Source organism: Streptococcus timonensis, assembly GCF_047463455.1.
Taxonomy (GTDB): domain Bacteria; phylum Bacillota; class Bacilli; order Lactobacillales; family Streptococcaceae; genus Streptococcus; species Streptococcus timonensis_B.
This window is the reverse complement of the sequence record NZ_JASHDV010000002.1, coordinates 82,053-96,104: the sequence shown is the minus strand read 5'-3', so window position 1 is coordinate 96,104 and position 14,052 is coordinate 82,053. Positions and strand designations below refer to the sequence as shown.

The following is a 14,052-nucleotide window of genomic DNA, read 5'->3' as shown; positions in this document are numbered from 1 at the left end:
ACATGTCATTAAAAATGAACTTAAGAAGGAGACAAATTATGAAGAAAAAATTCGCATTATCGCTTGTTGCACTTGCAAGTGTAGCTGTTTTAACAGCTTGTGGTGAAGTGAAATCAGGAGCATCGAATGCAACTGGTAACCCAGTAGATGAAAAAGTTATTAAAATTGGTTTCAACTTTGAGGAGACTGGAGCAGTAGCTGCTTACGGTACATCTGAACAAAAGGGTGCTCAACTTGCAGTTGATCAAATCAATGCTGCTGGTGGTGTTGATGGAAAACAAATCGAAGTTGTAGATAAAGATAACAAATCTGAAACTGCTGAAGCGGCTTCTGTTTCTACAAACCTTGTTACTCAATCAAAAGTAGCAGCTATCGTAGGTCCTGCGACTTCTGGAGCAACTGCTGCTGCAGTGGCAAACGCTACTCAAGCTGCTGTGCCATTAATCTCGCCAAGTGCTACTCAAGATGGTTTGACCAAAGGACAAGACTTCCTATTTATTGGAACATTCCAAGATAGCTACCAAGGTAAAATCATCTCAAACTATGTAGCTAATAAATTGAGTGCTAAGAAAGTTGTTTTGTATACTGATAACTCAAGTGACTATGCTAAAGGTGTTGCAAAAGCTTTCCGTGAATCATTTAAAGGTGAAATCGTAGCTGATGAAACATTTGTATCAGGAGATACTGACTTCCAAGCAGCTCTTACAAAAATCAAAGATAAAGAATTTGATGCAATCGTATTACCAGGTTACTACACTGAAGCAGGTAAAATTGTAAACCAAGCTCGTGGTATGGGTATTGACAAACCAATCATCGGTGGTGATGGATTTAATGGTGAAGAGTTTGTTCAACAAGCAACAGCAGAACGTGCATCAAACATTTACTTCATCTCTGGTTTCTCATCAACAGTTGATGTTTCTGATAAGGCAAAAGCCTTCCTAGAAGCTTACCGTGCTAAATACAATGAAGAGCCTTCAACTTTTGCAGCTCTTGCATATGACTCAGTTTACCTTGTAGCAAATGCAGCAAAAGGTGCTAAAACATCTGTAGAACTTAAAGATAATCTTGCTAAAACTAAAGACTTTGAGGGAGTAACAGGAAAAACAAGCTTCGATGCAGATCACAACACTGTTAAAACTGCATTCATGATGACTATGAATAATGGTAAAGTTGAAGCGGCAGAAGTCGTACAACCATAAATTTAAGATAACGAGAATGGGGAATGAGCTTTTTACTCACTCCCTGTTTCGGTATTTTAGAAGCAATTTTATATACAAAAATAATATTAGAAAGAGTGAACTACATGCTCCAACAACTTGTTAATGGTTTAATCCTGGGTAGTGTTTATGCATTATTAGCCCTTGGATATACCATGGTTTATGGAATTATCAAGCTCATCAACTTCGCCCACGGCGATATTTATATGATGGGGGCTTTCATGGGCTATTTCTTGATTAATTACCTACAATTAAATTTCTTTGTTGCCCTACTTCTATCTATGGTCGGTACAGCTATTCTTGGTGTTGTTATTGAGTTTCTAGCTTATCGTCCTTTACGAAATTCAACTCGTATCTCAGTTTTGATTACAGCGATTGGGGTATCTTTCCTGCTTGAGTACGGGATGGTCTATTTCGTTGGTGCCAATACACGTGCCTTTCCCCAAGCCATTCAAACTGTCCGTTACGACTTGGGGCCAATTAGCTTGACAAATATTCAGTTAATGATATTAGGTGTGTCACTTGTATTGATGGTTCTTTTGCAACTCATTGTACAAAAAACTAAGATGGGGAAAGCCATGCGTGCCGTTTCAGTAGATAGTGATGCAGCTCAGTTGATGGGAATCAACGTAAACCGTACAATCAGCTTTACATTTGCTTTGGGTTCAGCTCTAGCTGGTGCTGCTGGTGTCCTTATCGCCCTTTACTATAATTCATTGGAACCATTGATGGGGATGACTCCTGGTATTAAATCTTTCGTTGCTGCCGTTTTAGGTGGTATTGGAATTATTCCAGGTGCAGCTCTTGGAGGATTTGTAATCGGATTATTAGAGACTTTTGCAACAGCATTTGGAATGTCAGATTTCCGCGATGCTATTGTTTATGGTATCTTACTCTTAATCTTGATTGTTCGTCCGGCAGGTATTCTTGGTAAGAATGTGAAAGAGAAGGTGTAAACAATGAAAAATAATTTAAAAATTAATATTCTATGGTTGCTCCTTTTGTTGGCAGGATATGGCTTGATTAGCGCACTTGTTTCAGCCGGAGTACTAAATCTTTTTTACATTCAAATTCTACAACAAATTGGTATCAATATTATCCTAGCAGTGGGACTTAATCTGATTGTTGGTTTCTCTGGGCAATTTTCACTAGGTCATGCTGGATTTATGGCTATTGGTGCCTATGCAGCGGCTATTATTGGTTCTAAATCTCCGACTTATGGAGCCTTCTTTGGAGCTATGCTACTTGGAGCACTTATCTCAGGCTTAGTGGCTTTAGTCGTTGGGATTCCAACTCTTCGCTTGAAGGGGGACTATCTTGCAGTTGCAACACTCGGTGTTGCTGAAATCATTCGTATCTTTATCGTCAACGGTGGAGATATTACTAATGGAGCAGCTGGTATTCTGGGTATTCCAAACTTTACAAATTGGCAAATGGTGTACTTCTTTGTAGTTATCACCACCATCGCAACTCTAAACTTCCTTCGAAGTCCGATTGGTCGTTCAACTCTAGCTGTTCGTGAAGATGAGATTGCTGCAGAATCAGTTGGAGTCAATACAACAAAAATCAAAATTATCGCTTTTGTTTTTGGTGCTATGACTGCAAGTATTGCGGGATCTCTTCAGGCCGGATTTATTGGTTCTGTTGTACCTAAGGATTACAGTTTTATTAACTCTATTAACATCTTGATTATCGTTGTATTTGGTGGTTTGGGGTCTGTTACAGGTGCTATTGTTTCAGCTATTGTATTGGGAATTATTAATATGATTCTGCAGGATGTAGCAAGTATTCGTATGATCATCTATGCTTTGGCTTTGGTGCTTGTTATGATTTTCAGACCAGGTGGCCTTCTTGGAACATGGGAATTAAGTCTATCTCGTCTCTTTAAAAAAACTAAGAAGGAGGAACAAAACTAATGGCATTACTTGAAGTAAAACAGTTAACCAAGCATTTTGGTGGTCTAACAGCTGTTGGAGATGTAACTCTAGAATTGAATGAAGGTGAACTTGTTGGTTTGATTGGACCAAACGGAGCTGGGAAAACAACTCTTTTCAACCTTTTAACAGGTGTTTATGAGCCAAGTGAAGGAACAATTACATTAGATGGTCACTTGTTAAATGGTAAGCAACCTTACAAAATTGCCTCTCTTGGCCTAGGGCGTACTTTCCAAAACATTCGACTTTTTAAAGATTTAACTGTTTTGGATAATGTTCTTATTGCATTTGGCAATCACCATAAAAAGCATGTTTTTGCTAGTTTCTTGCGTTTGCCAACATTTTATAAAAATGAAAAAGAATTAAAAGCTAAGGCAATCGATTTACTTAAAATCTTTGATTTGGATGGGGATGCTGATACTTTAGCTAAAAACTTAGCTTATGGTCAACAACGCCGTTTGGAAATCGTTCGTGCCCTCGCTACAGAACCGAAAATTCTATTTTTGGATGAGCCTGCAGCGGGTATGAACCCACAGGAAACAGCTGAATTGACAGAGTTGATTCGTCGTATTAAGGATGAATTTAACATTACGATTATGCTGATTGAGCATGATATGAACTTAGTAATGGACGTTACTGAACGTATCTATGTGCTTGAGTATGGTCGCTTGATTGCTCACGGAACGCCTAGTGAAATCAAGGCCAATAAACGAGTTATCGAAGCTTATCTAGGAGGTGAAGCCTAATGTCTATGTTAAAAGTTGAAAATCTATCAGTGCATTATGGCATGATCCAAGCTGTTCGTGATGTGAGTTTTGAAGTAAACGAAGGAGAAGTAGTATCCCTTATCGGAGCAAATGGAGCTGGTAAAACAACCATTCTTCGTACCCTTTCAGGCTTGGTCCGTCCAAGCTCTGGGAAAATTGAGTTTTTAGGGCAAGAAATTCAAAAGATGCCTGCTCAGAAAATTGTTGCATCAGGTCTTTCTCAGGTTCCAGAAGGACGTCATGTCTTTTCAGGTTTGACTGTTATGGAAAACTTGGAGATGGGAGCCTTTCTTAAGAAAAATCGTGAAGAGAATCAAGCGAATTTGAAGAAAGTCTTTTCACGTTTCCCACGTTTGGAAGAGCGAAAAAATCAAGATGCTGCTACCCTATCTGGTGGTGAGCAACAGATGCTTGCCATGGGGCGTGCACTCATGTCTACACCTAAACTCCTTCTTTTGGATGAACCATCAATGGGACTTGCACCGATTTTTATCCAAGAAATTTTTGATATAATTCAAGATATTCAAAAGCAAGGGACAACCGTTCTCTTGATTGAGCAAAATGCTAATAAAGCACTTGCTATTGCAGATAGAGGCTATGTACTAGAAACAGGTAAGATTGTTCTTTCTGGAACAGGAAAAGAACTTGCTGCATCAGATGAAGTCAGAAAAGCATATCTAGGTGGCTAAACTAGTCTGGGATACTAGTTTAGGTTGCGAATAAGGATTGCGCAAGTAATCCACATTAGTTCGGGGGACCTTTTTAGTCGGCGGATAGAGAGAGCCTAATAATCCACTCTTTCACCAGACAAGGTAAAACATGAATGAAGAATATTTCTTTCATTCAAAGAGCTCATTTTAGGAGCTCTTTTTTGTAAGGTCATCAGAGTTTTCTGAATCTTGAAAAAGAATTGAAAGCGTTTGATTGCTTTCTTTAAAAGGTGTATAATAAAACTATAAATATAAAGGAGAAGTCCTATGGCAGTTAAAGATTTTATGACACGTAAGGTGGTTTATATCAGTCCAGATACAACAATAGCTCATGCGGCAGACTTAATGCGTGAACAAGGTTTGCATCGTCTCCCTGTTATTGAGAATGATAAATTAGTGGGATTGGTGACAGAAGGTACTATTGCTGAAGCTAGTCCATCTAAAGCTACAAGTCTTTCAATCTATGAGATGAATTATCTGCTTAACAAAACAAAGGTAAAAGATGTCATGATTCGTGATGTCATAACCGTTTCAGGCTACGCTAGTCTAGAAGATGCAACCTATCTCATGCTTAAAAATAAAATTGGTATTCTACCAGTTATGGATAACGGTCAGCTCTATGGTGTAATTACAGATCGCGATGTTTTCAGAGCTTTTCTAGAGGTTTCAGGTTATGGAGAAGAAGGAATTCGTGTTCGTTTTATCACTGAAAATGAGGTCGGAGTTCTAGGCAAGATTGTTTCTTTGATCGTTGAAGAAAATCTTAATATCTCACATACTATTAACGTACCCCGCAAGGACGGTAAAATTATTATTGAGGTGCAAATCGATGGAATGGTTGATCTTCCATTCCTAAAAGAAAAATTTGAAGCAGAAAATATTCAAGTAGAGGAAATATCTCGAACTTCTGCTAAAAAGCTTTAAAAAATAAATTAGAAACACCTTTTTTGCTTGCTAAAAAAATTTTTTTCTAGTATAATAGTTTATTGTGAGCAAACCTCACTTACCCCTTGCAATGTCTTGGGGTCATTAGACCAAAAGGAGGAACATATCAATGACTAAATACGAAATTCTTTATATCATTCGTCCAAACATTGAAGAAGAAGCGAAAAACGCTTTGGTAGCACGTTTTGACTCTATCTTGACTGACAACGGTGCAACTGTTGTTGAATCAAAAGCATGGGAAAAACGTCGTCTTGCATACGAAATCCAAGATTTCCGTGAAGGACTTTACCACATCGTTAACGTTGAAGCTAACGACGATGCAGCTCTTAAAGAGTTTGACCGTCTTTCAAAAATCAACGCTGACATTCTTCGTCACATGATCGTCAAACTTGACGCGTAAGAAGGTAAACTATGATTAACAATGTTGTACTTGTAGGGCGTATGACACGTGACGCTGAGTTACGTTATACCCCATCAAATGTAGCAGTTGCGACTTTTACTCTTGCAGTAAACCGTACATTCAAGAGTCAAAATGGCGAACGTGAGGCTGATTTTATCAATGTCGTTATGTGGCGCCAACAGGCTGAAAACCTTGCTAACTGGGCTAAAAAAGGCTCTCTTGTTGGGATTACAGGCCGTATTCAGACTCGTAGTTACGATAACCAGCAAGGACAACGTGTCTATGTGACAGAAGTCGTAGCTGAAAATTTCCAAATGTTGGAAAGCCGTAGTGCTCGTGAAGGACAAACTGGTGGATCTTATTCTGCACCAACTATTAGTCCTGCAGCACCTACAAATTCAGTACCAGACTTTTCACGTAATGAGAATCCATTCGGAGCAACAAATCCTTTGGATATCTCAGATGATGATTTACCATTCTAATGGACAATTAATACTATAAAGGAGAAAAAACATGGCTCAACAACGTCGTGGCGGATTCAAACGCCGTAAAAAAGTTGATTACATCGCAGCAAACAAAATTGAATATGTTGATTACAAAGATACTGAGCTTCTTAGCCGTTTCGTTTCAGAACGTGGGAAAATCCTTCCACGTCGTGTAACTGGAACTTCAGCTAAAAACCAACGTAAAGTAACAACAGCTATCAAACGCGCTCGCGTAATGGCTTTGATGCCTTTCGTAAACGAAGATTAAAGAAAAGACCCTTACGGGTCTTTTTTTCGGTCCAGTGGACCTCTTTTTTTTGTTCAGGCGTGTCTTTTATCAGACTTTTACAGGACTCCCTGTTTACCTAGTAAGATTCTTTTGTCTTACTAGGTTTTTTCTTTTAATCTTTATTATCGTGCTATAATGGTAGGAGAAAGCTATAAAGGAGAAGCTTATGAAGACGACATGTTCAATTAGAAAAATGCAAGAATCTGACATAAAATATCTATCTCGAGGATTTATCAGACAAGGTTGGCCAAGTAGAGAGGAGGTTTTAACTCGATACTTTGAGGAGCAAGAAAGTGGGGAGAGAGAGGTCTTAGTTGCAGAGGTTGAGGGTGCTGTAGCGGGCTACATTACCATTTTGCCCTCTGCTAAACATGGTCCTTTTGCAGAAGTCTATCCAGAATTATCAGATTTTAATGTATTTGAGCCTTTTCGAAATCAAGGAGTTGGGAGTCAACTGCTAGAAGAAGCAGAAAAACGAGTCGAGCTTGTTTCGATCAAGGTAAGTCTAGGCGTAGGCTTGCACTCAGGATATGGACCCGCCCAAAGATTGTACATCAAACGAGGCTATATTCCAGATGGGACGGGTGTCTGGTATCGAAATCAACCCTTGGAAATGAATGCAACTAGTCAAAACAATGATGATTTAGTTTTGTACTTGTCTAAGGAATTCGAATAAGAGGTAGCAAAATTCTTTGAAGATAGGGGAATTCTCTACTTTATGGTATAATTGAAAGAGTGAATTGAAGGAGGTATTATAATGGATGCCAAGTTAAGATACAAGGCTAAGAAGATTAAGATTATCTTTTTTGATATAGATGATACTTTACGAAATTCAAAGACAGGTTTTGTTCCAACTACTATTCCAACGATTTTTCAACAATTGCGTGAGAAAGGAATCTTGACAGGAATTGCGACTGGTCGAGGTATTTTCGGCGTCGTACCAGAGATTAAAGCCCTCAAACCTGATTTCTTTGTAACCTTGAATGGTGCCTATATTGAGGATAAAAAGGGCAATGTCATTTATAGTAACAAAATTGCTAGAGATAAGGTTGAAGAGTATATTGCTTGGACTAAGGAAGTAGGAATTGACTACGGTTTGGTCGGTAGTCATGCTGCTAGACTATCAAGGCGAACAGAGATGATTAGCCAGGCAATTGACCCGATTTATCCTAATTTAGAGGTGGACCGTGATTTTTATCAAAATGAAGATATTTATCAGATGTGGACCTTTGAGGAGCAGGGAGATGACTTGATTTTGCCTGACAGTTTAGCATCGACTTTGCGTATGGTACGCTGGCATGAACATTCATCAGATGTTGTGCCGATTTCCGGTTCAAAGGCAGCTGGGGTTGCAAAAGTTGTAGACCAATTAGGTTTAAAACCTGAAAACGTTATGGTTTTTGGGGACGGTCTTAACGATTTAGAACTCTTTGATTATGCAGGCATTAGTGTTGCTATGGGAATTTCTCATGATAAAATCAAAGAAAAAGCAGATTATATTACAAAAACATTAGAAGAAGATGGCATCTTTGATGCCTTAGAAGGATTTGGTATGGTAGAAAAAGAATTACATTTTCCACAAATAGACATTGAAGCAGTAGAAGGTCCTTTAGCGACCATTAAAACAAATCATGGGGATATGCGCATTAAGCTTTTTCCTGATCACGCACCAAAAACAGTAGCCAACTTTATTGCTCTATCAAAAGATGGTTACTATGACGGTGTGATTTTCCATCGTATTATTAAAGATTTTATGATTCAAGGTGGAGATCCAACTGGAACTGGTATGGGTGGAGAGTCTATCTACGGAGAGTCTTTTGAGGATGAGTTTTCAGAAGAACTTTACAATGTCCGTGGAGCCCTTTCTATGGCTAATGCTGGGCCAAATACAAATGGTAGCCAGTTCTTTATCGTACAGAACCAACACTTGCCATATTCTAAGAAAGAAATTGCTCGCGGTGGCTGGCCAGAACCAATTGCGGAAATTTATGCTGAACAAGGTGGGACTCCTCATCTAGACCGCCGTCACACAGTATTCGGTCAACTTGCGGATGAAGCTTCTTATGAAGTTCTTGATGCAATTGCAGGTGTCGAAACAGGTGCAATGGACAAGCCAGTTGAAGATGTCGTAATTGAAACTATTGAAATTGAGGACTAAAATGAAAATCGGTGATAAGCTAAATGGCCGTATTACTGGGATTCAGCCCTATGGAGCTTTTGTTGAGTTAGAAACAGGAGTGACTGGACTGATTCATATCTCAGAGATTCGGACAGGATTTATCGAAAATATTTACGAGGTTTTAAAGATCGGTGATGAAGTCCAGGTACAAGTAGTAGATTTTGACGAATATACAGGGAAGGCTAGCCTTTCCATTCGTACCTTGGAAGAAGAAAAACATCAACTTCCTAGACGAAGACGTTTTTCGAATGATCGCATCAAACATGGTTTTGCACCGCTTGGTCGCATGATGCCTGTTTGGACTCGAGAAGCCTTGGAGCATTTAAAGAAAAACAGTAATTGATAAATTTCTAACCATCTTTGATATTATTAAATTTGTGGCAATAGAAGTATGAACGAAGAACAATTATTAAAATCAGGAGAGCGGATTAACCAACTCTTCTCTACAGATATCAAGATTATTCAAAATAGAGAGGTTTTCAGCTATTCGGTGGATAGTGTACTTTTGTCACGTTTTCCTCGCTTTCCTAAAAATGGGTTAATTGTGGATTTTTGTGCAGGTAATGGAGCTGTTGGACTATTTGCCAGTAGTCGCACCAAGGCTAAAATTCTCTCTGTGGAAATCCAGGAACGCCTGGCAGATATGGCAGAACGCTCAGTCCGATTAAATGGCTTAGAAGAGCAGATGCAGGTTATTTGTGATGATTTGAAAAATATGCCTAGCTACATTCAGGGGAGTAAGGTTGATTTGATTTTGTGCAATCCGCCTTATTTTAAGGTAGATCCAAATTCTAATCTGAACGAAAGCGAACATTACCTTTTAGCTCGGCATGAAATTACGACCAATCTTAAGGAAATCTGTCGTAGTGCCCAGAGTATTCTCAAATCAAATGGGCGTTTGGCTATGGTTCATCGTCCTGATCGATTATTAGATATCTTAGCTACGCTCCAACAGCATAATCTGGCTCCAAAACGTCTGCAATTTGTTTACCCTAAACGGGAAAAGGAAGCCAATATGCTTTTGATTGAAGCTATCAAGGATGGGTCCACTAGTGGCTTTAAGGTTTTACCACCACTCATTGTTCATAATAGTGATGGTACTTATACACCAGAAATTCAAGAGATTTACTATGGATCATAAGGCTTATATGTATGTGGTAGAGTGTCGTGATGGTTCCTACTATACAGGCTATACAACAGATGTCAAGAAAAGGATTGCCGTTCACAATAGCGGTAAAGGAGCCAAATATACACGCGCTCGCTTGCCAGTAAAACTCATATTTGCAGAAGGTTTTGATAGTAAGGAAGAGGCCATGTCTGCTGAAGCTCTTTTCAAGCGCAAGACACGTATGCAAAAAGAAAATTATTTCAAAGAGAATCAAAATAGAAATTTAGTCGATTCTTTTGACTTGTAATGAGGAGTCCTTTGACTCCTCTTACTTTTGTCAAAAAGCGAAAAAAATGCTACAATAAAGAGAATAAAGAAACGAGGTATTATCATGTCTAAGATTCTAGTATTTGGTCACCAAAATCCAGACTCAGATGCTATTGGTTCATCTGTAGCTTTTGCTTATCTTGCAAAAGAAGCATACGGTTTGGATACAGAAGCGGTGGCTCTTGGAACTCCAAATGAAGAAACAGCTTTCGTATTGAACTATTTTGGTGTGGAAGCACCGCGCGTGATTACATCTGCTAAAGCAGAAGGTGCAGAGCAAGTCATTTTGACTGACCACAATGAATTCCAACAATCAGTATCAGATATCGCTGAAGTAGAGGTTTACGGTGTTGTGGATCACCACCGTGTGGCTAACTTTGAAACTGCAAGCCCACTTTACATGCGTTTGGAACCAGTTGGATCAGCATCATCTATCGTTTACCGCATGTTCAAAGAGTATGGCGTAGCTGTTCCAAAAGAAATTGCAGGTTTGATGCTATCAGGTTTGATTTCAGATACTCTTCTTTTGAAATCTCCAACCACTCACCCATCAGATAAAGTCATTGCTCTTGAATTGGCTGAATTGGCTGGTGTGAACTTGGAAGAATACGGTCTTGCCATGCTCAAGGCTGGTACAAATTTAGCAAGCAAATCTGCTGAAGAATTGATTGATATCGATGCGAAGACATTTGAACTTAATGGAAACAATGTCCGTGTGGCTCAAGTGAATACAGTTGATATTACTGAAGTATTGGCACGACAAGCAGAAATCGAAGCAGCCATCCAAGCCGCAAATGCAGCTAACGGCTACTCTGACTTTGTCTTGATGATTACAGACATCGTCAACTCAAACTCAGAAATTTTGGCTCTTGGTGCTAATATGGACAAGATAGAAGCAGCCTTTAACTTCAAACTAGAAAACAACCATGCTTTCCTTCCAGGTGCTGTTTCACGTAAGAAACAAGTTGTACCTCAACTGACAGAAAGCTTTAATGCATAATCATAGATGGGGAAAACCATTGTTAAAAAGGAGTTTCGACTCCTTTTTTGCTAGGAGAGAAGTATGTTAGAAAATGGCGATTTGATTTTTGTGAGAGAAGATACAGAAATGGGGCAGGCTATCCAGGCATCTACTGGAAACTATAGCCATGTAGCCATCTTTTTGGACGGACAGATTTATCATGCCACGGTAGAAGGTGGTGTCCTTGCCCAGGCTTCTGAGGACTTCTTTGAAGCTGAAAAAGTCTATGATTTTTATCACTATGAGCAGATTGATTGTACAGAGGTCAAAAAGCGAGCAGAGAGTCTTTTAGGGGCTCCCTACAATGCTTCCTTTTACCCAGATGGAGATGGTTTCTATTGTTCCCAGTTTGTAGCAGAAATCCTCCCTATTTTTGAGACCATTCCCATGAAGTTTGGGGATGATACACAGGAAATCAGTGATTTTTGGAGGGAGTATTACCAGAAACTCGAACTTCCTGTGCCTCTGAACCAGCCGGGGACCAATCCCAGTCAGTTGGCAGCCTCTCCACTTTTAGTATGTAAAGAAAGGAATCTTCATGATTCAGATTTTTAATCCATCACGATTGACACGGCAGCCATTCTTTAGGGACTTGGTGGACTATCTTGATCAGCATGATGATGTTATTCTACGCGAAATTAAGGCTCAGTTTCCAGAAGTTCCAGTTGACAAGCTCTTGGAGGACTACATTAAAGCGGGTTTGATCTTGAGAGAGAATAAACGCTATTATCTCAATCTCCCCTTTCTAGAATCTACAGAATCTCTTGCACTAGACCAAGAAGTCTTTGTAAGAGATGATAGTCCCATCTATCAAGAAATCCTGGAGAAACATTTTCAAACTGAATTGCGCAATCAAACAAATGTAGCTATCCTAGAAGAGTATACGGATTTTGCTCGGGAAAAGATGACCTTGTCTAATTACTTTTATAAGGTTAAGCACCAGTATTCGCTGACAGAAGATCAGCAGAAACTCTATGCTGTTTTGGGGGATGTCAACCCTGAGTATGCTCTCAAATATATGACAACCTTTTTGCTTAAATTTCTAAAAAAAGACCAGCTCATGCAGAAACGTCGTGATATCTTTGTCGATAGTTTAGTTTTATTGGACTACATCATTCAAAATGAAGATGGGAAATATGAGTTGGCTGTAGAATTTGATAAAGAACGCTTCATCTTTATAAAAAAATAAAGGCTAGGAATTTTCCTAGCCTTCTTTAAATATACTATAGATAACGTTCTGCAACAGCAGCATCTCCAGGATAGTCTTCTTTCTTACCTTGGATGATTTGGTAGCAATCAGCTCCTTTACCAGCGATAATCACAGCGTCCAGTTCTTGACTTGTAACAGACATAGCAGCCTTGATAGCTTGCTCACGATCGACAATCTTTTCAACAGGATGATGGATATAGCTACTGATTTCATCTGCAATGGCCATCGGATCTTCATAGTTTGGATCATCAGCTGTTAGAAAGACTTGAATTTCAGGATGTTGATTGAGGAGAAGTCCAAAGTCCTTACGACGACTTTCTCCCTTGTTTCCAGTTGAACCAAGAACTAAAGCAATCTTTCCAGTTTGATGAGTTTCAACAACAGAAATAAGTTTTTTAAGACTGTCACCATTGTGGGCGTAATCGATGAAAACTTTTGCGCCATTTTTCTGTGTGAGAACTTCCATACGACCAGGTACGCGAGTAGTCGCAATCCCTTTTTTGATGTCTTCAAAACTAGCACCTAGACGAAGACAAGCAAGTCCAGCAGCGACTGCATTTTCTTGGTTGAAGTGCCCAATCAACTGGATGTCATAGTCTCCAGCTAATTTACCAGTAGCGGAGAAGCTAAAGGCTTTAGAGTTTTCAATTTGATTACTTGATTGGCTACCGTAGAAGTCATGGTCTTGGTTCTCAACTTGTTCTTTCAGAACAGAGAAGTGATCCATATCGCTATTAATGACAACTGCTCGGCTATTTTTCATCAAAAGACGCTTGTGATAGAAATAATCTTCAAAGGTCGGATGCTCAATAGGACCAATATGGTCAGGACTAATGTTGAGGAAGACACCGACATCAAAGGTCAGGCCGTAGACCCGTTTCACCAAGTAGGCTTGGCTGGATACCTCCATAATAAGATGAGTTCTTCCATTGTCAACTGCCTGCGCCATCATCTCAAAGAGATCAATACTTTCAGGAGTTGTTAGAGCAGATTTAAAGAAAGTCTTACCGTCCAAAGTAGTGTTCATGGTTGACAACATAGCTGGACGATGTTCTTGATTTAAGATGTTATAAGCAAAGTAAGCTGCCGTTGTTTTTCCTTTAGTACCAGTTAAAGCAAGGAGTTTTAGTTTTTCCTGAGGGTTGCCATAAAACTCCATAGCAATCAAACTCATGGCTTTCTTAATATCGCTAACGACGATAACGGGAATACCGACTTCATAGTCCTGCTCAGCTACGTACCAACCAAGCCCTTGTGCGATAGCTGAAAACAGATATTCTTTTTTGAAGGCTGCTCCTTTGACAAAAAAGAGACTATTTTCTTGAGCTTTTCGGCTATCGTAGCAGATGCTATCAAAAACGACATCACTGTGATAATAATGGTAATGTCCTTGGTCAATAATCTCACGGAAGAGATCGTCTTTCTTTAAAATATCTAATATAGTTTCAATCTTTATCATA

General features: G+C 39.3%; 18 protein-coding genes. 17 read left to right on the top strand and 1 reads right to left on the bottom strand.

Annotated features, from left to right (window positions below):
- Window positions 1-38 precede the first annotated feature (38 nt).
- From QM847_RS03695 to QM847_RS03615, 17 genes are all read left to right on the top strand, one after another.
- Window positions 39-1,199, top strand: coding sequence for an ABC transporter substrate-binding protein (locus QM847_RS03695; protein WP_075566870.1), 1,161 nt, complete (start codon window positions 39-41; stop codon window positions 1,197-1,199).
- A 104-nt stretch (window positions 1,200-1,303) separates the two neighbouring features.
- Window positions 1,304-2,173, top strand: coding sequence for a branched-chain amino acid ABC transporter permease (locus QM847_RS03690; RefSeq protein ID WP_250306974.1), 870 nt, complete (start codon window positions 1,304-1,306; stop codon window positions 2,171-2,173).
- A gap of 3 nt (window positions 2,174-2,176) precedes the next feature.
- Entirely contained in the window at window positions 2,177-3,133 is a 957-nt protein-coding gene (locus tag QM847_RS03685) for a branched-chain amino acid ABC transporter permease (RefSeq protein WP_414353909.1), read from the top strand.
- Window positions 3,133-3,897: an ABC transporter ATP-binding protein gene (locus QM847_RS03680; protein ID WP_414353907.1), complete on the top strand. Its 765-nt coding sequence runs from the start codon at window positions 3,133-3,135 to the stop codon at window positions 3,895-3,897. Before QM847_RS03685 ends, QM847_RS03680 begins: the two co-directional genes overlap by 1 nt.
- Window positions 3,897-4,607, top strand: a complete 711-nt coding sequence (locus QM847_RS03675; RefSeq protein ID WP_075228228.1) for an ABC transporter ATP-binding protein — start codon at window positions 3,897-3,899, stop codon at window positions 4,605-4,607. Before QM847_RS03680 ends, QM847_RS03675 begins: the two co-directional genes overlap by 1 nt.
- A 288-nt stretch (window positions 4,608-4,895) precedes the next feature.
- Window positions 4,896-5,552, top strand: a complete 657-nt coding sequence (locus QM847_RS03670; protein WP_414353904.1) for a CBS domain-containing protein — start codon at window positions 4,896-4,898, stop codon at window positions 5,550-5,552.
- A 130-nt stretch (window positions 5,553-5,682) separates the two neighbouring features.
- Window positions 5,683-5,973, top strand: coding sequence for a 30S ribosomal protein S6 (rpsF, locus tag QM847_RS03665; RefSeq protein WP_414353902.1), 291 nt, complete (start codon window positions 5,683-5,685; stop codon window positions 5,971-5,973).
- An 11-nt stretch (window positions 5,974-5,984) separates the two neighbouring features.
- Complete coding sequence (gene ssbA / locus QM847_RS03660) at window positions 5,985-6,455, top strand: single-stranded DNA-binding protein SsbA (protein ID WP_414353900.1); 471 nt, start codon at window positions 5,985-5,987, stop codon at window positions 6,453-6,455.
- A 31-nt stretch (window positions 6,456-6,486) separates the two neighbouring features.
- A complete protein-coding gene (gene rpsR, locus QM847_RS03655; RefSeq protein WP_000068664.1) occupies window positions 6,487-6,726 on the top strand; it encodes a 30S ribosomal protein S18 in 240 nt (79 codons plus the stop codon).
- 187 nt (window positions 6,727-6,913) lie between these two features.
- Window positions 6,914-7,423, top strand: coding sequence for a GNAT family N-acetyltransferase (locus tag QM847_RS03650; RefSeq protein WP_414253427.1), 510 nt, complete (start codon window positions 6,914-6,916; stop codon window positions 7,421-7,423).
- An 81-nt stretch (window positions 7,424-7,504) separates the two neighbouring features.
- The gene (locus tag QM847_RS03645) at window positions 7,505-8,905 is read left to right on the top strand and encodes a bifunctional Cof-type HAD-IIB family hydrolase/peptidylprolyl isomerase (protein ID WP_414353898.1); all 1,401 of its coding nucleotides are present in this window, start codon (window positions 7,505-7,507) and stop codon (window positions 8,903-8,905) included.
- A 1-nt stretch (window position 8,906) separates the two neighbouring features.
- Window positions 8,907-9,269 (top strand): S1 RNA-binding domain-containing protein, encoded by a 363-nt coding sequence (locus tag QM847_RS03640; protein ID WP_004252382.1) that lies wholly within the window; start codon window positions 8,907-8,909, stop codon window positions 9,267-9,269.
- Between the two features lie 48 nt (window positions 9,270-9,317).
- Window positions 9,318-10,067 (top strand): tRNA1(Val) (adenine(37)-N6)-methyltransferase, encoded by a 750-nt coding sequence (locus QM847_RS03635; RefSeq protein WP_254729660.1) that lies wholly within the window; start codon window positions 9,318-9,320, stop codon window positions 10,065-10,067.
- Window positions 10,057-10,341 (top strand): GIY-YIG nuclease family protein, encoded by a 285-nt coding sequence (locus QM847_RS03630; protein WP_006148132.1) that lies wholly within the window; start codon window positions 10,057-10,059, stop codon window positions 10,339-10,341. Before QM847_RS03635 ends, QM847_RS03630 begins: the two co-directional genes overlap by 11 nt.
- 84 nt (window positions 10,342-10,425) lie before the next feature.
- Complete coding sequence (locus QM847_RS03625; RefSeq protein WP_414353896.1) at window positions 10,426-11,361, top strand: manganese-dependent inorganic pyrophosphatase; 936 nt, start codon at window positions 10,426-10,428, stop codon at window positions 11,359-11,361.
- 63 nt (window positions 11,362-11,424) lie between these two features.
- On the top strand, window positions 11,425-11,937 hold the full coding sequence (locus QM847_RS03620) for a YiiX/YebB-like N1pC/P60 family cysteine hydrolase (protein ID WP_414353894.1): 513 nt from the start codon (window positions 11,425-11,427) through the stop codon (window positions 11,935-11,937).
- Complete coding sequence (locus QM847_RS03615; protein WP_414353892.1) at window positions 11,921-12,571, top strand: DUF1803 domain-containing protein; 651 nt, start codon at window positions 11,921-11,923, stop codon at window positions 12,569-12,571. The genes QM847_RS03620 and QM847_RS03615 overlap by 17 nt, the downstream gene beginning before the upstream one ends.
- Window positions 12,572-12,605: 34 nt before the next feature.
- Here the strand turns inward: QM847_RS03615 and QM847_RS03610 are convergent, their stop codons facing one another.
- Window positions 12,606-14,051 carry a UDP-N-acetylmuramoyl-L-alanyl-D-glutamate--L-lysine ligase gene (locus tag QM847_RS03610; RefSeq protein ID WP_414353890.1) on the bottom strand — a complete coding sequence of 482 codons (1,446 nt, stop codon included), beginning with the start codon at window positions 14,049-14,051 and terminating at the stop codon, window positions 12,606-12,608.
- Between the last annotated feature and the right edge of the window lies 1 nt (window position 14,052).